We start from the raw sequence: 19,497 nt of genomic DNA, 5'->3' as shown, positions 1-19,497 counted from the left end.
ACTGGCACGGAACCAGGATGAAACTTCACGACCTCCTGGGCGATCAGGCGACGCTCGACGCTCCCATCGCCGCAGTCGAGATATCCGGCCTCGCCGTCGACAGCCGAGCCGTGCGGCCCGGCGACCTGTTTTTTGCACTCTCCGGCACCAAGACCGATGGCTCCCGCTTTATTGCGGCGGCAATCGCGGCCGGTGCGGTCGCCGTGGCCGGTGCGGCGGGCCCTGGAACAGGGCTGGCCGTTCCATTCATCGCGCTGCCGAACCCGCGGCGGGCACTCGCGCTCGCTTCGTCCCGGTTCTATCCGCGCCAGCCGGCGACGATTGCCGCCGTCACCGGCACCAGCGGCAAGACGTCGGTCGCGGCCTTCACGCGCCAGATCTGGCAGCGCCTCGGCCACAGCTCGGCCAGCATCGGCACCGTCGGGCTGGTGTCGGACAAGCGCACCGTCTACGGCTCGCTGACGACGCCAGATCCGATCGCGCTGCATCGGCAGATCGACGAGATCACGCAGGATGGCGTCACCCATCTAGCGTTCGAGGCTTCGTCGCACGGGCTCGATCAGTTCAGGCTCGACGGTGTCAGGGTCTCGGCCGGCGGGTTCACGAACCTGTCGCGCGACCACATGGACTATCATCCGGACATCGCGCACTACCTCAACGCCAAGCTGAGGCTGTTCCGCGATCTCGTGCCGCCGGGCGGGCCTGCGGTGATCTCGGCCGATCATGAGTGCTCGCCGGAAGTCATCGCTGCGGCGCAGACGCGCGGTCTTCGCCTGATGACGGTGGGGACGCATGGCGACGGTGCAGGCGAGGGCATTCGCCTCGTGGCCGTTGCAATCGACGGCTTTGCGCAGCAGCTCCAGATCCAGCATTGCGGCCGCATGCATGCGGTCCGCCTGCCGCTGGTCGGCGCGTTTCAGATCGAGAACGCGCTGGTCGCGGCGGGCCTCGCGATCGGCACCGGCAGCGATCCGCAAGCGGTGTTCGAATCGCTCGAGCAGCTCGAGGGCGCCAAGGGCCGGCTCGAGCTGGTCGGCGAGCACAATGGCGCACCCATTTTCATCGACTACGCGCACAAGCCGGATGCGCTCGCCAAGGCGCTGCATGCGCTGCGGCCCTATGCTCCGCGAAAGCTCGTCGTCGTGTTCGGCGCCGGCGGCGACCGTGACACCGGCAAGCGCCCCTTGATGGGCGCGATCGCCGCCGAAGAGGCCGACAGTGTCATCATCACCGATGACAATCCGCGCAGCGAGGATCCGGCTGCGATCCGCGCTGCAATCCTGGCCGCCGTACCCGGTGCGCGTGAGATCGGCGACCGAACGGAGGCAATCCGCGTCGCGATCGGCGAGCTGCAGCCCGGCGATGCGCTCGTGATCGCCGGCAAGGGCCATGAGACCGGACAGATCATCGGCAGCACTATTCTGCATTTCAGCGATCATGAAGCGGTCGCGGACGCGTTGGCAGCGAGGACATCATGACGAAGGCGCTGTGGACCGTGGCAGAGGCGGCGCGCGCGCTCGGCCTCGCCGGCGACTACCCGGAGACCCCGATCGACTTCGTCACGCAGGACAGTCGCGCGGTGAAGCCCGGCAGCCTGTTCGTGGCACTGAGTGGCACGCCGAGTGGCGGCTTCGTATCGAGCTTCGCCTCCAGCCGCGACGGCTGGGAGTTCGCGGCGAATGCCGAAGCGGCCGGCGCGGTGGCGATGATCGTTCCCCACAGGATCGATGGGATCACGGTGCCGCAGCTCGTGGTGCCGGACACGCTGATCGATGGGCTGTGGGCGCTGGCGCGCTCCGCGCGGGCGCGCTTCCATGGCCCGGTGATCGGGTTGACCGGCAGCGCCGGCAAGACCTCGACCAAGGAGTTCATCGCCGCCTATCCCGGTGCCTCTGCGAGTCCGTCGAGCTTCAACAATTTCTGGGGCGTACCGCTGACGCTGTGCAACGCCGATCCCTCCGCTTCGGTGTGGGTCGTCGAGATGGGCATGAATCAAAAAGGCGAGATCGCGCGGCTGACGGAGCTGTCGCAGCCGACGGTGGCGCTGGTCGTGAATGTGCAGCCGGTGCATCTGGAGAAGCTCGGCAGCCTGGAAGCGATCAGGAAAGAGAAGGTCTCGATCGCGCTTGGGCTGCCGGCCGACGGCGTCCTCGTATTGCCGGCCGATCTCGCAGCACCGGAATGGACCGGCAAGGTGATCCGCTTCGGTGGCGGCGCTGACGTCCGCGAGCTCTCGCACGACTCGCGCGGCGAGACCTGGGATGTGAGCGCCGACATCGCCGGTCGCCGCGTCGCCTTCACGCTGACGCCGGGTGCGCCGCATCGCCTGCACAATGCGCTGGCGGCGCTCGCCTCCATCGCAGCGGCCGGGCTCAATCCAGCGCTGCTCGCGCCGACGCTCGGCGATGTCGGCATCATGACCGGCCGTGGCGTCGAGCAGACCGTCGGCGACATTGTTCTGATCGACGACAGCTTCAATGGCAACCCGGCCAGCATGGCGGCGGCGCTCGACAGTCTGCAGGCGCGACCGGTGCGGGGACGGCGGATCGCCATCATCGGCGACATGCTCGAACTCGGCGACGAGGCGCCGGCCTATCATCAGGGGATGGTCGCTCATCTCGCGGGGGTCGACGGCGTCTATTGCGTCGGTCCGCTGATGCGTCACCTGTTCGACAGCCTGCCTCACGCGAAGCGGCTCGGCTGGCATGAGGATCCGGTGACTCTGGATCCCGGTCGGGTCGCGGCGCTGCTTGCGCCGGGCGACGTCGTCGTCATCAAGGGCAGCAAGAAGATCTTCTGGGTCAACAAGTTCGTGTCGAAGCTCGCCGCGGCGCTGCAGCGGCCCACTTGAAAATCGGGCGATATCGCGGCGCGGCAGAAGGATATTTTCCACTGGTGGTCGAAGCGGTCATGCCGGATGGGTCATTCCGCCGGGCTATGATTCGCACCCGGCCCCGATCATGGTTAAAAGAGGCTGGACCGGATTCGCGACCGAATTCGTGTTCGCGGTCTCGGTGAGGCGGCATAGGCGGGTTGGATGTTCTACTGGTTGATCGAGCTGACGAATACGTTTCCGAGCCTGTCCGTCTTTCGCGGATTGCTGAACGTGTTCCGCTACATCACGTTCCGTACGGGCGGCGCCGTCGTCACCGGGGCGCTGTTCGTGTTCCTGTTCGGGCCCTGGATCATCGATCATCTTCGCCTGCGCCAGGGCAAGGGCCAGCCGATCCGCACCGACGGCCCGCAATCGCACATCATCAGCAAGAAGGGCACGCCTACGATGGGCGGCTTGATGATCCTGTCGGGCCTCGTCGTCTCCACCGTGCTGTGGGCCAATCCGCTCAACCCCTATGTTTGGATCGTGCTCGCGGTGACGCTCGGCTTCGGCTTCGTCGGCTTCTATGACGATTATCTGAAGGTGACCAAGCAGTCGCATTCCGGCTTTGCCGGCAGACTGCGGCTGCTGATCGAGGCTGCGATCGCTCTGGTCGCCTGTTACGCGCTGGTGCGGCTCGGGCGCGATCCGTCCTCGACCGGGCTTGCCATTCCGTTCTTCAAGGATCTGGTGATCAAGTTCGGCTGGCTCTATGTCATCTTCGGAGCGTTCGTCATCGTCGGCGCCGGCAATGCCGTGAACCTGACCGACGGGCTCGACGGCCTGGCAATCGTGCCGGTGATGATCGCCTCCGCCAGCTTCGGCCTGATCGCCTATCTCGCCGGCAATGCGGTGTTCTCGGACTACCTGCAGATCCACTATGTCGCGGGCACTGGTGAGCTTGCCGTGCTGTGCGGCGCGGTGCTCGGCGCGGGCCTTGGCTTTCTCTGGTTCAACGCCCCGCCGGCGTCGATCTTCATGGGCGACACCGGCTCGCTGGCGCTCGGCGGCATGCTCGGATCGATCGCGGTCGCGGTGAAGCACGAGATCGTGCTGGCTGTCATCGGCGGCCTGTTCGTGCTGGAGGCCGTGTCGGTGATCGTGCAGGTCGCCTCGTTCAAGCTGACCGGCAAGCGCATATTCAAGATGGCGCCGATCCACCACCATTTCGAGCAGCTCGGCTGGACCGAGCCGCAGATCGTGATCCGGTTCTGGATCATCTCGGTGATGCTGGCGCTGGTCGGTCTCTCGACGCTGAAGCTGCGCTGACATGATCCCCGTCACCGCATTTGCTGGAAAGACCGTCGCCGTGTTCGGGCTCGGCGGCTCGGGGCTGGCCTCGTGTCGTGCCCTGCGGGCCGGCGGCGCCGAAGTGATCGCGGCCGACGACGGCGCCGATCGGATGACGGAAGCGGCGAAGGCGGGTTTCATCACCGCCGATTTGCGCACCGTCTCCTGGGCGAACTTCGCCGCGCTGGTGCTGGCGCCGGGCGTGCCGCTGACCCATCCCGTGCCGCATTGGAGCGTGTTGAAGGCGCGCGAGGCCGGGGTCGAGGTGATCGGCGACATCGAGCTGTTCTGCCGCGAGCGCAGGGGGCACGCGCCGGATGCGCTGTTCGTCGCGATCACCGGCACCAACGGCAAATCGACCACGACGGCGTTGATCGCGCATCTGATGCGCGTCGCCGGCTACGACACCCAGATGGGCGGCAATATCGGCACCGCGATCCTGTCCCTCGAGCCGCCGCGCATGGGCCGCGTCCACGTCATCGAGATGTCGTCCTACCAGATCGACCTGACACCATCGCTCGATCCGAGCGTCGGCATCCTGCTCAATGTCAGCGAGGACCACATCGACCGGCATGGCACGATCGAGAACTACGCGGCCGTAAAGGAGCGCTTGGTGGCGAATGTCCAGTCCAAGGGCTCCGCGATCGTCGGCGTCGACGACGGTTTTTCGCGCGCGATCGCCGACCGGCTCGACCGGGCCGGCAAGCGCGTCGTGCGCATCTCGGTGAAGAACCCGCTGGCGGACGGGCTGTATGTCGAGCACGAGACGATTGTGTGCAGTGCAGGCGGGGCCCGCAGCGAGGTCGCCCGGCTTGGCGGCATCGGCTCGCTGCGCGGCCAGCACAATGCTCAGAATGCGGCCTGCGCCGCCGCCGCGGCGCTCGCGATCGGTGTGAAGGAGGACGTGCTGCAGCAGGGGCTGCGCAGCTTCCCGGGCCTGGCGCATCGCATGGAGCAGGTCGGCCGTCGCGGCAACGTGCTGTTCGTGAACGACTCCAAGGGCACCAACGCAGACGCGACCGCGCACGCATTGTCGTCCTTCGCCGACATCTTCTGGATCGCCGGCGGCAAACCGAAGGCCGGCGGCATCACCAGCCTCGCGGGTTTCTTCCCGCGCATCCGCAAGGCCTATCTGATCGGCGAGGCGGCCGCGGAGTTCGCTGGCACGCTGGGCGACAAGGTGCCGCACGACATGTCCGGCACGCTGGAGGTCGCGGTCTCCCAGGCGGCCGCCGATGCGGAGGCCTCGGGATTGAAGGATGTCGTGGTGCTGCTGTCGCCGGCCTGCGCCTCCTTCGACCAGTTCCGCAACTTCGAAATCCGCGGCACGCATTTCCGCGACCTGGTGCAAGCGCTACCGGGCGTGGAGCGGGTGGCCTGAGGCAGCGTTGCCAGCGATTTTCTTAACCCTTCGATAACCATCCTGGGTGCCAATGGGCTGACACTCGGCTCAGGTGGACGCCCGATGCTCTCCCGTGAAGAACGCAATCCGCTGTCCGACTGGTGGTGGACGGTCGACAAGCCGCTGCTCGGCTCCATCCTCGCGCTGATGCTGTGCGGGGTGATCCTGTCGCTCGCGGCCAGCCCGCCGGTGGCGACTCGGATCGGGCTCGATCCGTTCCACTTCTTCAACCGCCACGTCCTGTTCCTGCTGCCGTCGTTCATCGTGCTGATCGGCGTTTCCTTCCTGTCGCCGCGCCAGATCCGGCGCAGCGCGCTGGTGGTGTTCACGATCGCCATCGTGCTGATCGTGCTGACGCTCGCGATCGGCCCGGAGGTGAAGGGCTCGCGGCGCTGGATCACGCTGATCGGCGTCAACATCCAGGCGTCCGAGGCGGCGAAGCCGGCCTTCGTCGTCGTTTCCGCCTGGCTGTTCTCGGAATCCGCGCGGCGGCCCGACATGCCGGCGACCACGATGGCGTTGGTGCTGCTGCTGATGCTGGTGTCGCTCCTGGTGATGGAGCCGGATTTCGGCCAGACCATGCTGATCCTGATGGTCTGGGGCTCGCTGTTCTTCATCGCCGGCATGCGCATGATCTGGGTTGCGGGCCTCGCGGGCGCCGCCGCCACCGGCCTGTTCGGCGCCTATCTCTTGGTCCCGCACGTCGCCGGCCGCATCAAGCGCTTCATGAACCCGGCCTCCGGCGACACCTTCCAGGTCGACACCGCGATGGAGGCGTTCTCCAACGGCGGCTGGTTCGGGCTGGGGCCGGGCGAGGGCATCGCCAAGCGCAGCCTGCCGGACAGCCACACCGATTTCGTGTTCGCGGTCGCTGCCGAGGAGTTCGGCATCATCCTGTGCCTGGCGCTGGTCGCGCTGTTTGCGTTCATCGTGATCCGCACGCTGTCGCGCGCCTATGCGACCGAGGATAGCTTTGCGCGCTTCGCGGCCTCGGGCCTCGCGATCCTGTTCGGTATCCAGGCGGCCATCAACATCTCGGTCAATCTGCAGTTGATCCCGGCCAAGGGCATGACCTTGCCCTTCATCTCCTACGGTGGCTCCTCGATCGTGTCGCTGGCCTATGGCGTCGGCATGATGCTGGCGCTGACCCGACAGCGGCCGCGGATGGAGCTCGAGGCCGGCGACGCAGCCGGCGCGCTGCGCAATTACGCTTAGGCTGCTGGCTCGCAATGACGAGACATTGCCTGTAAACAAGCGCGCATGACCTCAACCGCGCCTCTCATTCTGCTCGCGGCCGGCGGCACCGGCGGCCATCTGTTTCCGGCTGAAGCGCTCGGCGTCGAGCTGATCAGGCGCGGCTATCGCGTCCGTCTCGTCACCGACGCGCGCGCGCTGCGCTACAGCGGCCTGTTCACCAAGGACATGATCGACGTGGTGCCGAGCGAGACGGTGCGCAGCCGCTCGCCGGTCGCGCTCGCGCGCACCGCGCTGCTGCTCGGCACCGGCACCATCGCGGCCTTCAACCTGATGCGGCGGCTCAAGCCCGCGGCCGTGATCGGCTTCGGCGGCTATCCGACCGTGCCGCCGCTGCTGGCGGCGCGCCTCGCCGGCGTGCCCAGCCTGATCCACGACGCCAATGCCGTGCTCGGCCGCGCCAATCGTTTCCTGTCCGCGCATGTGAAGGCGATTGCAACCTCGTTGCCGGGCGTGCTCGACCGCGATCCCGCGCTGGCCGGCAAGACGACCACGGTCGGCACCCCGATGCGACCTGCAATCCTCGAAGCCGCGGACGTGCCCTATGTCCCGCCGGAGACCGCCGGGCCGCTGCGGTTGCTCGTCGTCGGCGGCAGCCAGGGCGCGCGCATCATGAGCGACATCGTGCCCGGCGCGATCGAGCGGCTGGAGCCGGCGCTGTGGGGCCGTCTGGTGCTGACCCAGCAGGTGCGCCAGGAGGACATGGCGCGGGTGCGCGCGGTCTATGACCGGCTCAAGATCAATGCCGATCTGCAACCCTTCTTCACCGACCTGCCGGCGCGGCTCGCCGCCAATCACCTCGTGATCTCGCGTTCCGGCGCCGGCACCGTGGCCGAGCTCGCCGCGATCGGCCGGCCCTCGATCCTGGTGCCGCTACCGGGCGCCATCGACCAGGACCAGTTCGCGAATGCCGGCGTGCTGTCGGACGCGAGCGCCGCGATCCGGATCGTGCAGAGCGAATTCACCTCCGACAGGCTGGCCTCCGAGATCTCGGCGCTCGCCGCCGAGCCGACGCGTCTCGCTGCGATGGCCCAGGCTGCGCGCACAGCCGGGCGGCTCGATGCCGCGGAACGGCTGGCCGATCTCGTGATCAGGACGGCGGCGCTCTAGTCGCGCAAGCGCACGGTGATCCCATGATGAACCGGAGCTCCGACGATGGCGCTGTCCTGCTTGACGATCATCCGATGCACTTGCGGCGCCATCCGTCCTTTGTGCCTGTGCTCGTCGGATTTTGCGACCAGCTGATTGCGCCGCTGCGCGGTCAACGCCTGATGATCAAGCTGTTCGGTCAGCGCGCTCCGACGGAAATCGCTGCGCACATCGTGATGATGCACATGTCGGCGCGCAAGCCGGTCGAGCGGCCGACCCTGACACGCCTGCAGAGGCGGCTGCCGGGTCCGCGGCAGACGGCGGCGTTCGTCGCGGTGTTGCGCGGTCTGTCGCTGGTGACCGTCGAGCGCGATCCCGAGGATGCTCGTATCCGCTACCTGGTGCCCGGCCCCGTCATCCTCGAGGGGCTGCGAGGCTGGCTTGCCATGCATCTGGATTGCCACGCCCGATTGACGCATGCCGGCGGACTGAGCCTTCGTCTGCAGGATGACGCCGCGTTCTATGCGGAGACGATCCGGCAATGTGCGAGCTGGCTGTGCCGCGACAATCGGCCCCTGACGGGATTTCCCGATCTCGCCTGGACCGACGAGCACGACAGCGGCATCCATCTGGCGCTGACGCTCGTCGCCCGGTCCGCCGTTGGGCGCGAGGCCGTCGCGATTTCGACGGCGGAGCTTGCGACCTCGCTCGGCGTCTCGCGCTCCCATATCCGCAACCTGCTGACGACCATGGAGGGGCGCGGTCTGCTGCGCTTCGCCGACGGGCGCCGGCATCTGATACTGACGCCGGGTTTCGTGGCCTCCGTGGAGGCCTGGTTCTGCCACCAAGTGTGTTGGCTCGCGGCCGCAGCCGCGCGTGCGGATCGCGTGCTGCGGCCAGCTTGAGGCGTCAGATCATCGTGACCCGGCCGGTGCCGATGTCATAGATGCCGCCCACAATCTTCACCTTTCCTTCGGCGACCATGCGGCCGACAATCGGCTTGGCGGTCGACAGGCGCCGGACGTTGCTGCGCACGTTCTCCGCAGTGGCTTCGGCCAGCAGATCCTGCGGCTTCTTCGCGATCGCAGCCTCGACGCCGGGTTTGAGCGCATTGATCAGTGCGGGCAAGTGGCCTGGCAGCTTGGTGCCGTCCTTGAGTACCTTGATCGTCGCATCGATGGCGCCGCAGCCGCTGTGACCGAGCACCAGCACGAGAGGCGTGCCGAGGAACTTGACGCCATATTCGAGGCTGGCGAGACCGTCGTCGTTGACGAAATTGCCGGCGACCCGGACCACGAACAGCTCACCGGGCGCTTGATCGAACACCAGCTCGGGGGCGACCCGGGCATCGGCGCAGCTCACGATCGCGGCGATCGGGTATTGGGCCGCGGCGCGCGCTGCCCGGCCGGCCGAGAAATCCTTGTTGTCGAGGTTGCCGGCGACGTAGCGCGCGTTGCCATCGACGATGCGCTTCATCGCGTCGTCCGGAGAGATGGCGTTGGGGGGCATCGCGCTGTCGCTCGCCTGCTTGGCTTCTTTGGCAAACGCCGGAAGTGCGCCGACCGCCGCGGCAGCCAGCACTGCGCCGCCGCCGAGCAGCCGGCGCCGGGACAATACGGGAGGGTGCGTTTCACACAGCGAGCACATCGGCGAGGGTTCTCCATCAAAGATTGAAATATGCGTGCCCGGCACGCCGGCCGCCCGCTACTCATGCCACGCGAACTGACGCGGTGAGCGCGCAAAAATTGCAGGTATCCTGTTGGGAGGGGGCAGCGTGGGATCGCGCTTAACAATTTGTGAAAGGTGGGATCGAGCGGGAACTCATGGCCGATCGCGCCGGCTGGGCTGCCAAAATCGGCCAAAATCGGGCGAACGGCTGCGAATTTGGCAGTTCTTACGGCCTGGCCGGACTTGTCCAGGTCGGTCATGTCTTGCAAGAAGAGCTGATGATTCGCGGCCGCTCCCTCCCGCCGGGCGCCCGGAACCCTTGAGACGAGATGCCCCCATGAGACTGCCGCGCGAGATCGGACCCATCCACTTCGTCGGGATCGGCGGCATCGGCATGAGCGGCATCGCCGAGGTGCTGTGCAATCTCGGCTATACGGTGCAGGGCTCGGACGCCTCGGACAATGCGAACGTCGCACGCCTGCGCGAGAAGGGCATCACCGTCAGCGTCGGCCACAAGGCCGAGAACGTCGCGGGTGCCGACGTCGTCGTCGTCTCGACCGCCATCAAGCGCGACAATCCCGAGCTGATGGCGGCGCGCGCCCAGCGCATTCCCGTCGTCCGGCGTGCCGAGATGCTGGCCGAGCTGATGCGGCTGAAGAGCTGCGTCGCCATCGCCGGCACCCATGGCAAGACCACGACGACATCGATGGTCGCGGCGCTGCTCGATGCCGGCGGTCTCGATCCGACCGTCATCAATGGCGGCATCATCAATGCCTATGGCACCAACGCGCGGCTTGGCGCCGGCGAATGGATGGTGGTCGAGGCCGACGAGAGCGACGGCACCTTCCTGAAGCTGCCGGCGGATGTCGCGATCGTCACCAATGTCGATCCCGAGCATCTCGATCACTTCAAGACCTTCGAGGCCGTGCAGGACGCCTTCCGCGCCTTCGTCGAGAACGTGCCGTTCTACGGCTTCGCCGTGATGTGCATCGATCATCCGGTGGTGCAAACGCTGGTCGGAAAGATCGAGGACCGCCGCATCATCACCTACGGTGTGAACCCGCAAGCCGATGTCCGCCTTGTCGACCTCGCGCCGATGGGCGGCGGCTCGTCGTTCAAGGTCGTGTTCCGCGACCGCAAGAGCGGTGAGACGCACGAGATTGCCGACATCGCGCTGCCGATGCCAGGCCGGCACAATGCCTCGAACGCAACGGCGGCGATCGCGGTCGCGCGCGAGCTCGGCCTGTCCGACGAGGCCATCCGCAAGGCGATTGCCGGCTTCGGCGGCGTCAAGCGCCGCTTCACCCGCACCGGCGAGTGGAATGGCGTCACCGTGATCGATGACTACGGTCACCATCCGGTCGAGATCGCGGCGGTACTGAAGGCGGCGCGCGAATCCACCAATGGCAAGGTCTTCGCCGTGGTGCAGCCGCATCGCTACACCCGGCTGCAATCGCTGTTCGAGGAGTTCTGCACCTGCTTCAACGACGCCGATGCGGTCGTCGTTGCCGACGTCTATCCGGCCGGCGAGGCGCCGATCGAGGGCATCGATCGCGATCACTTCGTTCTGGGCCTGCGCGCCCACGGCCATCGCGACGTGGTGCCGCTGCCGAAGGCCGCCGATCTCGCCGGCATCGTCAAGGGTCTCGCCAAGCCCGGTGACCTGGTCGTGTGCCTCGGTGCCGGCAACATCACGCAATGGGCCTACGCGCTGCCCGGTGAGTTGAAGGCGCTGGGATGAGGGCTGTGTCGTTGGGCGAGCTGGCAGCTACGCGGCATACTCTGCTCTCTCCCCCCTTGTGGGGGAGAGGTGGAGAGGGGGGGACCACGAGCGCCGGCGCCTGGGGCTCACCCCCCTCCCTGACCCTCCCCCACAAGGGGGGAGGGAACGGAGAGTGCGTGCCGACCCTGACGATGTCGGCGCACGATGTGAGAGCAGCCGCGTGAGTTTCCCCGACATTACGCCCGAGCTCAAAGCCGCAATGCCGGAGCTGCGCGGGCGGCTCCTCGCCAACGAGAGTCTCGCGCCTCTCACCTGGTTTCGCGTCGGCGGACCGGCGCAGGTGCTGTTCACGCCGGCGGATGCTGACGACCTCGCCTACTTCCTCAAGAACCTGTCCAGTGATCTGCCGCTCTACGTCATCGGCGTCGGCTCCAACCTGATCGTGCGCGACGGCGGCGTGCCGGGCGTCGTGATCCGGCTGGCGCCGCGCGCGTTCGGCGAGGTCAAGGCGGAGGGCGACATCGTGACCGCCGGCACCGCCGCGCTCGACAAGCGCGTCGCCGAGATCGCGGCGTCGGCCAATCTCGCGGGCCTGGAATTCCTGTTCGGTATTCCTGGCACGATCGGCGGCGCGCTGCGGATGAATGCCGGCGCCAATGGCGGCGAGACAAAGGACATCCTGGTCGAGGCGATCGCGATTGACCGCCATGGCAAGACGCACCGCTTCGACAATGCCGAGATGAAGTTCACCTATCGCGCGAGCGGCGTCGATCCGTCGCTGATCTTCACGGTAGCGCGCTTCCGCGGCACGCCGTCGGCGCCTGAGGCGATCCGGGCGCGCATGGCCGAGGTGCAGGCGCATCGTGAGACGGCGCAGCCGATCCGCGAGAAGACCGGCGGCTCGACCTTCAAGAATCCGCCGGGACATTCCGCCTGGAAGCTGGTCGATGCCGCAGGCTGCCGCGGTCTCAAGGTCGGCGGCGCCCAGGTTTCAGAAATGCACTGCAACTTCCTCATCAACACCGGCAACGCCACCGCTGACGACATCGAGACTCTTGGCGAGACCGTGCGCGAGCGGGTCAAGGCGAGTTCGGGCATCGAGTTGCAGTGGGAAATCAAGCGGATCGGAGTCAAGGCGAGCTGATCGCCCCGCCTGCTCAAGTGACGTCAGCGCAATCGCGACTGCGGTTGTGAGATCAACCGAGAAGACATTGATGCGCACCACGATTTTGTTCGGCGGCTCCAACAAGGAGCGCCTCGTCTCGGTCGCCAGCGCCAAAGCGCTGCATGCCGCGCTGCCCGAGGCTGACCTCTGGTTCTGGGAGGCCGACGACACGGTGCATCAGGCGAGCGGCCCGGCGCTCACGGCTCATGCCAAGCCGTTCGAGGAGCCGTTCACCGCCGATGGTGAGAGTATCGGCACGCTCGCCGAGGCGCTCGATCGCGCCAGGGCCGAGGATCGGGTTCTGGTGCTCGGTCTCCACGGCGGCCGGGCGGAGAATGGCGAGCTTCAACTGATGTGCGAGCTTCGCGGCGTGCCGTTCACCGGCTCGAGCTCGGCCGCCTCGCACCTCGCCTTCGACAAGGTTGCCGCCAAGCGCTTCGCCGTGCTCGGCGGGGTCACAGCGGCCGAGGGCGTCGCGTTCGATGACGCCGAAGCGGCGCTGGCGCGCTACGGCCGGCTGATCGCCAAGCCGGTGAAGGACGGATCGAGTTTTGGGCTGATCTTCGTCAACGCCAGCCAGGACCTCGTTGCCGTCAAAGCGGCGGCCGCGACCGAGGAGTATCTGATCGAGCCGTTCGTCACCGGAACGGAAGCCACCTGCGGCGTGCTCGAACAGGTAGACGGCTCGCTGATCGCGCTGCCGCCGATCGAGATCCTCCCCGCCGACGGCGCCTTCAACTATTTCGCGAAGTACCTCGCCGCGGCGACGAAGGAGATCTGTCCCGGCCGCTTCAGTCCGGAGGTGACGGCCGCGCTGCAGACGGAGGCGATCAAGGCGCATCGCGCGCTGTCCTGCGGCGGCTATTCGCGGACCGACTTCATCGTCTCGGCCAATGGTCCCGTTTATCTCGAGACCAATACGCTGCCCGGGCTGACCGCGGCCTCGCTGTATCCCAAGGCGCTCGCGGCGCAGGGGATCGCTTTTGTCGATTTCCTCAATCAGCAGATCGCCTTGGCGGAGGGGCGCAGCCGTCGATCCGGCGTTCGGTAGACGCCCCGCAGGAACCCGGCCCGGCGTCTCCCGGTGGTTCCTGTAACCCGTAAAATGCTTAAGAATTCCGGGCAAGGTCCTCATAAATCGGAGAAAAAATTCGTCTCTCCGGACCGATTTTACTTTTTGTTTACCAGGACGTCCGAAGGTTAACGCTGGCGCCTCAGTGGTGCTCGGCTGCCGGGTCGTGACGTCACGCATCGCGACGTCACCAGCCTCCGGCCGGCCGGGAGCGCAGGCGTGGGTCCGCGAGTATCTGCGGGCGCAACAGTTTGATGAGCTCGTGCAATGGATGGTGCAGGACGCCTCGCTCGATCGCAGAGGCCTCAAGCGAACCTGAAAGCCGCTGCCCTTGGCGCGGCAATCCTGCTGCGCGAGTATGTCTCGGCCCGCCTTCCGCGTATCCGCTTCGCGCACGGCGGCACGAAGCAAGGCAGGCGGTCGAGCCGAAGAGATCTGGCGTCGATGCAGGCCGCGCGCGCGCCGATGGTCGAGCGCGAGGCGCCGCCGCGCGTGGTCGAACTCGTCGAGCGCTATTTGCCGCGCCGGCTCGGCACCGTGGCGACCGTGGTGCTCTTGTTCGGCAGCGTCTGGCTCGGCATCGTCAAGGGCGGCCACGCCCAGGACGTCAGCGCGGCCCTGTCCGACACCCGCAATGCCCTGGCCAATGCGGCCGGCTTCCGCATCACGGCCGTGGCGATCAATGGCCGTAAGCAGCTCACCCAGGACGAGATCCTCGCCGTCGGCGGCGTCACCGGCCGCTCCTCGTTGCTGTTCCTCGATGCCGCCGCCGTGCGCGACAGGCTCAAGGCCAACCCCTGGATCGCCGACGCCACGGTGCAGAAGTTCTTTCCGAACCAGCTCCAGATCGACGTCGTCGAGCGCAAGGCGTTCGCGCTCTGGCAGCAGGAGGGCCGCCTCTCGGTCATCGCCGAGGACGGCGCCGTGCTCGAGCAATATGTCTCGCGCCGTTTCCTGACCCTGCCGCTCGTGGTCGGCAAGGGAGCCGAAAGCCGGGCGCGTGATTTCCTGGCGCTGCTCGCCCGCTACCCGCAGGTGCGCGCGGTCACCAAGGCCGCCGTGTTCGTCGGCGAGCGTCGCTGGAACCTGCGGACCAAGGACGGCCTCGATATTCGCCTGCCCGAGCACGATGTCGGTAATGCGCTCGCGACCCTGACCCAGCTCGACCAGGACGACAAGCTGTTCTCGCGCGACATCGTCGCCATCGACTTGCGGCTGTCGGACCGGCTGACGGTGCAACTGTCCGAGGACGCAGCGAAGGCGCACGACGAGCTGTTCAAGGACAAGAAGTCCAAGAAGAAGGCCGGTGACGCATGACCGGCTTCGATCGCCAGACTCCGAAGACGCGCCCGATGGGCCAGAAGCGCACCGCGCTTGTGGCCTCTCTCGATGTCGGCACCAGCAAGATCGCCTGCATGATCGCGCGGCTGAAGCCGGCGCCGCCCAGCGACGCGCTGCGCGGCCGCACCCACACGGTCGAGCTGATCGGCTACAGCCAGATCCAGTCGCGCGGCGTCAAGGCGGGCGCCGTCGTCGATCCCGTCGAATGCGAGCAGGCCGTGCGGCAGGCGGTCGCGCTTGCCGAGCGCATGGCCAAGGTGCGGGTCGAGTCCGTGCTGCTGCCGGTCGCCGGCGGCCGCGTCATGGGCCATCTGATCGAGGCCACTTCGGACATTCGCGGCGGCGCCGTGACCCAGGCCGATGTCAGCCGCGTGACCTCAACCGGCATGCACCACGCCACCGGCGACGGGCGCGCGGTGCTGCATGCCTTGCCCGTCGGCTACACGCTCGATGGCGTGAAGGGCATCCGCGACCCCCGCGGCATGCTGGCGCGGCAGTTCGGCGTCGACATGAACGTGGTCACGACCGACGCCACCGTGGCCAAGAACCTGATGCTCGTGGTGGAGCGTTGCCATCTCAACGTCGAGGCCATGGCGGCAAGCCCGTATGTTGCCGGGTTGTCGGTGCTGACCGACGACGAGGCCGATCTCGGCGCGGCGGTGGTCGAAATGGGGGCCGGCACCACGACGATCGCGATCTATTCCGGCGGCCGCTTCGTCCATGCCTCCGGTTTTGCGCTCGGCGGGCATCACGTGACCATGGATCTTGCGCGCGGACTATCAGCGTGCATTGCAGATGCCGAGCGAATCAAGACGTTATATGGCACGGTGCTGACTGGCGGGTCCGACGCGCGTGAGTTGATGTCTGTTCCGACGGCCGGTGACAACGAGCGGGATGTTCCGCAGATCGTGTCCCGCGCCACCATCGCGAACATCGTCAGGCACCGCGCAGAGGAGATTTTTGAAATGGTCCGCGACCGGCTGAAGGATTCGCCCTTTGCGGCAGAACCCAAGGCGCGCGTCGTCCTTAGCGGAGGCGCCTCCCAGCTGACGGGGCTGGTCGAGCTTGCGACCCGGATCCTCGACCGCCCGGTGCGCGTCGGCCGTCCGCTCGGTTTCGGCCGTCTCCCCAACGAGGCCAAGAACGCCGCCTTCGCGGTGCCCACCGGGCTTCTGGTCTATCCGCAATACGCGCACCTGGAACACGTCGAACCGCGGCATACGCGGCAGGTCGGGACAGGAACCGACGGCTACTTCGGAAAGGTCGGACGATGGCTACGCGAGGGCTTCTGATGACCGGTTTCCACCCCATGCGATTTTCAACAACACCAACCGCGGCCGGCGGCCGGGGCGAACCCACCCGCGCGTGATCGAGAGGCAATCATGGCACTCACTATTACCCCTCCTGATATCCACGAGCTGAAGCCCCGGATCACCGTGTTCGGTGTCGGCGGCGCGGGCGGCAACGCCGTCAACAACATGATCACGGCCGGCCTGCAGGGGGTGGACTTCGTGGTCGCCAATACCGACGCGCAGGCGCTGACCATGTCCAAGGCTCAGCGCATCATCCAGATGGGCACGCAGGTGACCCAAGGCCTCGGCGCCGGCTCGCAGCCGGACGTCGGCGCCGCCGCCGCGCAGGAGGTGATCGACGAGATCCGCGATCATCTCTCGGGCGCCAACATGGTGTTCGTGACCGCCGGCATGGGTGGCGGAACGGGCACCGGTGCAGCTCCGGTCATTGCCAAGACCGCGCGCGAGATGAACATTCTCACCGTGGGCGTCGTCACCAAGCCGTTCCACTTCGAGGGCGCGCGCCGCATGCGCACCGCGGAGTCGGGCATCTCCGAGCTGCACAAGGTCGTCGACACGCTGCTGATCATCCCGAACCAGAACCTGTTCCGGGTCGCCAACGAGAAGACCACCTTCGCCGACGCCTTCGCGATGGCCGACCAGGTGCTCTATTCCGGCGTCGCCTGCATCACCGACCTGATGGTCAAGGAAGGCCTGATCAACCTCGACTTCGCCGACGTCCGCGCTGTTATGCGTGAGATGGGCAAGGCGATGATGGGCACCGGCGAAGCCTCCGGCGACAAGCGCGCGCTCACTGCCGCCGAAGCCGCCATCGCCAACCCGCTGATCGACGATTCGTCGATGAAGGGCGCGCGCGGCCTCCTGATCTCGATCACCGGCGGCAAGGATCTCACGCTGTTCGAGGTCGACGAAGCTGCGACCCGTATCCGCGAGGAGGTCGACCAGGACGCCAACATCATCGTCGGCGCCACCTTCGACGAATCGCTCGACGGGCTGATTCGGGTCTCGGTGGTCGCGACCGGCATCGAGCAGGCGCAGTTCAACCGGAACGTCACGACCTCACAGCCGGCGGCGGCTGTCGCTCCGATTGCCGCCGCCCCGACCGCTGCCGCGGGTCTCCCTGAAAGCCGCCTCGCCGATCTGACTGCGCGCCTGCGCGCCGACAATCAGCGCCTGGCTGAACGCGCCGCCAAGCTCGAGCAGCAGGCGTCGCAGGCTCCGGCCGTCGCCGCCGCGGCGCCCGCGCCGATGGCGCCTGCGCCGCGTCCGGCGCCGAATCTCGAGCGCGACACGCTGGCCGCCGTTGCAGCCGCAATGGCAAGCGAGCCCGCGCCCTCGGCTGCCCCGGCGCCGGCAGCCTCTTATGGCGACGTGACGGTCCGCCCGATTGCGCAGAAGCCGTCCCTGTTCCCGGAGCCCGAGGTGCAGCGCGCGGCTCCGATCGAGCCGGCGGCCCCGCCCGAGACCTTCATTCCCCAGGCCGCTGAGCGGGTTCCGGTCCGCGCGCCGCGCATGCCCAAGTTCGAGGACCTGCCGATGCCGGCCCAGGCCGAGATCCGTCAGGCGAGGGGCGACGAGGGCGACGAGCATCCGCAGAAGACCCGAATGTCGCTGCTGCAGCGTCTCGCCAATGTCGGTCTCGGCCGCCGGGACGAGGACGCCGAGCCGCCGCTGCCGGTGCGGACCGCGGGTCCTGCCATGCCGCAGATGCCGCCCCTGCCGGAACGTAAGCCGCAGCGGAACGTTGCTCAGCAGGTTGCGAGCCACGAATCGCCTGTCTCGGAATATGCCCGCCGTCCCGCGCCGCAGGGTCTGGACGTCCATGGCCGTCCTGCGCCTGTGTCCCCGGCGCCACAGGGAGACGACCATTTGGATATCCCGGCCTTCCTCCGCCGGCAGGCAACCTGAGAATTGTTACAGCCCTGATGGTGCTGAACAGGCCCGGCTCGCGAGAGCCGGGCCTTTTCCATGGGCCGCCGGGGCTCCGTGATTGCCGTTCAACTAACTGATTTTAAATGATTAATTATTCTTTCGGTGTTTAGATCGGGAACCGGGAGGGTTAAGGCCTCGTTCCAGTTTGGTTAAGGGTTGGCGCGAATACGGCAGAGATGGGGTAACAATCCGTAAAGAAGCGTGAGTTGGCGCTCTTTGGGGCTCTCGTTAAGTTCTGCCGTGACTTGGGGATGCCTGAAAGTGAGTCGGTTCGCGAGGGGCGGGCTGACGAGGGATCAGGCGGGGTCTTGGGCGATCGTCGATGAAATTCAGCCGGCAAACAACGCTTCGTTCGCAAGCCACCGTCACCGGTGTAGGCGTCCACTCTGGCGCGCCTGTCAGCCTGACGATCGGGCCTGCGCCGATCGATGCGGGGATCGTGTTCCTCCGCACCGGCCTCGATGGCGCCGACCGCGAGGTCCAGGCGTCCTTCGGCTCGGTGATCGCCACCGAGTTGGCGACGGTGCTCGGTGACCGCAACGGTCCGCTGGTGTCCACCGCCGAGCATGTTCTCGCCGCGCTGCGCGGCATGGGTGTCGACAATGCGCTGATCGAGGTCGATGGTCCCGAGGTTCCGATCATGGATGGCAGTGCGGCACCGTTCGTCGCTGCCATCGACCAGGCCGGGATCGTCAATCAGTCGGCTCCGCGGCGCTACATTCAGGTGCTCAAGCCGGTCCAGGTGACCATCGGCGCCTCCACGGGCGAGCTGCGTCCCAACAGCTCCGGCTTCTGGGTCGAAGCCGAAATCGATTTCACCAACCCCGTGATCGGCCGCCAAGCCTATCATTTCGAGCTCAGCCCCGAGCGCTTCCGCCGCGAGATCGCCCGCGCCCGCACCTTCGGCTGCATGAGCGACGTGTCGCGGCTGTGGAGCGCCGGCTTCGCGCTCGGTTCGTCCTTCGACAACACGCTTGTGTTCGACGAGGACCGGCTGCTCAATCCCGAAGGTCTGCGCTACGCCGACGAATGCGCCCGCCACAAGGTGCTGGATGCAATCGGCGATCTGGCGCTGGCCGGCTTGCCGATGCTCGGAACCTATCGGTCGGTCCGTGGCGGTCACAAGCTCAACCATGCGGTGCTGACTGCTCTGATGGCGGATCGCACGGCTTGGCGGATCGTCGAAGGCGAGACCGTGCGGCGTCCCCGCGTGGCCGCGGAGGTCGTTGGCGGCATGGTCGGTGGCATGGTCGCGCCGGCCTACGGCCCGGACGTGTCCTGAGCGCCGTCCTGCCGCTCGGCTGATCCGTCGACGGGGTTGCGCGACGCGCGACATTGCCGGGAGCTTTGCTTTCGACTTCGTTTGGTTTTTT

16 protein-coding genes are annotated in these 19,497 nt (G+C 67.0%); 14 read left to right on the top strand and 2 right to left on the bottom strand.

Features of this window, described 5'->3' with window-relative positions:
• Positions 1–17: 17 nt before the first annotated feature.
• The 6 genes from QX048_RS23425 (at position 18) to murG (ending at position 7,931) form a co-directional block, all read left to right on the top strand.
• Complete coding sequence (locus QX048_RS23425; protein WP_315769170.1) at positions 18–1,478, top strand: UDP-N-acetylmuramoyl-L-alanyl-D-glutamate--2,6-diaminopimelate ligase; 1,461 nt, start codon at positions 18–20, stop codon at positions 1,476–1,478.
• The gene (gene murF, locus QX048_RS23420; RefSeq protein WP_315825278.1) at positions 1,475–2,851 is read left to right on the top strand and encodes a UDP-N-acetylmuramoyl-tripeptide--D-alanyl-D-alanine ligase; all 1,377 of its coding nucleotides are present in this window, start codon (positions 1,475–1,477) and stop codon (positions 2,849–2,851) included. The genes QX048_RS23425 and murF overlap by 4 nt, the downstream gene beginning before the upstream one ends.
• Positions 2,852–3,037: 186 nt before the next feature.
• Entirely contained in the window at positions 3,038–4,144 is a 1,107-nt protein-coding gene (gene mraY, locus QX048_RS23415) for a phospho-N-acetylmuramoyl-pentapeptide-transferase (protein WP_315713440.1), read from the top strand.
• Between the two features lies 1 nt (position 4,145).
• Positions 4,146–5,546 carry a UDP-N-acetylmuramoyl-L-alanine--D-glutamate ligase gene (murD, locus tag QX048_RS23410; protein WP_315825277.1) on the top strand — a complete coding sequence of 467 codons (1,401 nt, stop codon included), beginning with the start codon at positions 4,146–4,148 and terminating at the stop codon, positions 5,544–5,546.
• A gap of 84 nt (positions 5,547–5,630) precedes the next feature.
• Complete coding sequence (gene ftsW, locus QX048_RS23405) at positions 5,631–6,782, top strand: putative lipid II flippase FtsW (RefSeq protein WP_315752427.1); 1,152 nt, start codon at positions 5,631–5,633, stop codon at positions 6,780–6,782.
• Positions 6,783–6,827: 45 nt separating this feature from the next.
• The gene (gene murG / locus QX048_RS23400) at positions 6,828–7,931 is read left to right on the top strand and encodes an undecaprenyldiphospho-muramoylpentapeptide beta-N-acetylglucosaminyltransferase (RefSeq protein ID WP_315825276.1); all 1,104 of its coding nucleotides are present in this window, start codon (positions 6,828–6,830) and stop codon (positions 7,929–7,931) included.
• Here the strand turns inward: murG and QX048_RS23395 are convergent.
• Positions 7,928–8,140 carry a hypothetical protein gene (locus QX048_RS23395; protein WP_315752429.1) on the bottom strand — a complete coding sequence of 71 codons (213 nt, stop codon included), beginning with the start codon at positions 8,138–8,140 and terminating at the stop codon, positions 7,928–7,930. The genes murG and QX048_RS23395 overlap by 4 nt on opposite strands.
• A 15-nt stretch (positions 8,141–8,155) precedes the next feature.
• Here QX048_RS23395 and QX048_RS23390 point away from each other — a divergent pair, with 15 nt between their 5' ends.
• The gene (locus tag QX048_RS23390; RefSeq protein ID WP_315825275.1) at positions 8,156–8,815 is read left to right on the top strand and encodes a hypothetical protein; all 660 of its coding nucleotides are present in this window, start codon (positions 8,156–8,158) and stop codon (positions 8,813–8,815) included.
• A gap of 4 nt (positions 8,816–8,819) precedes the next feature.
• Here the strand turns inward: QX048_RS23390 and QX048_RS23385 are convergent, their stop codons facing one another.
• Positions 8,820–9,557: a carbonic anhydrase gene (locus QX048_RS23385; protein ID WP_315769162.1), complete on the bottom strand. Its 738-nt coding sequence runs from the start codon at positions 9,555–9,557 to the stop codon at positions 8,820–8,822.
• 358 nt (positions 9,558–9,915) lie between these two features.
• Here QX048_RS23385 and murC point away from each other — a divergent pair, with 358 nt between their 5' ends.
• From murC to lpxC, 7 genes are all read left to right on the top strand, one after another.
• On the top strand, positions 9,916–11,319 hold the full coding sequence (murC, locus tag QX048_RS23380) for a UDP-N-acetylmuramate--L-alanine ligase (protein WP_315825274.1): 1,404 nt from the start codon (positions 9,916–9,918) through the stop codon (positions 11,317–11,319).
• Between the two features lie 202 nt (positions 11,320–11,521).
• The gene (gene murB / locus QX048_RS23375) at positions 11,522–12,445 is read left to right on the top strand and encodes a UDP-N-acetylmuramate dehydrogenase (RefSeq protein WP_315825273.1); all 924 of its coding nucleotides are present in this window, start codon (positions 11,522–11,524) and stop codon (positions 12,443–12,445) included.
• Positions 12,446–12,515: 70 nt separating this feature from the next.
• Complete coding sequence (locus tag QX048_RS23370) at positions 12,516–13,517, top strand: D-alanine--D-alanine ligase (RefSeq protein ID WP_315752434.1); 1,002 nt, start codon at positions 12,516–12,518, stop codon at positions 13,515–13,517.
• A gap of 288 nt (positions 13,518–13,805) precedes the next feature.
• Entirely contained in the window at positions 13,806–14,855 is a 1,050-nt protein-coding gene (locus QX048_RS23365; protein WP_315825272.1) for a cell division protein FtsQ/DivIB, read from the top strand.
• Positions 14,852–16,171 (top strand): cell division protein FtsA, encoded by a 1,320-nt coding sequence (ftsA, locus tag QX048_RS23360; protein ID WP_315713429.1) that lies wholly within the window; start codon positions 14,852–14,854, stop codon positions 16,169–16,171. Before QX048_RS23365 ends, ftsA begins: the two co-directional genes overlap by 4 nt.
• 90 nt (positions 16,172–16,261) lie before the next feature.
• Complete coding sequence (ftsZ, locus tag QX048_RS23355; protein ID WP_316200734.1) at positions 16,262–18,100, top strand: cell division protein FtsZ; 1,839 nt, start codon at positions 16,262–16,264, stop codon at positions 18,098–18,100.
• A gap of 346 nt (positions 18,101–18,446) precedes the next feature.
• Positions 18,447–19,406, top strand: a complete 960-nt coding sequence (lpxC, locus tag QX048_RS23350; protein WP_315713427.1) for a UDP-3-O-acyl-N-acetylglucosamine deacetylase — start codon at positions 18,447–18,449, stop codon at positions 19,404–19,406.
• Positions 19,407–19,497 lie beyond the last annotated feature (91 nt).

The sequence above is a fragment of the Bradyrhizobium sp. SZCCHNS30572 genome (genome assembly GCF_032484415.1).
In the GTDB taxonomy this organism is placed as follows: Bacteria; Pseudomonadota; Alphaproteobacteria; order Rhizobiales; family Xanthobacteraceae; genus Bradyrhizobium.
Note: the sequence above shows the minus strand (reverse complement) of the source record. Positions and strands in the feature narration are given on the sequence as shown.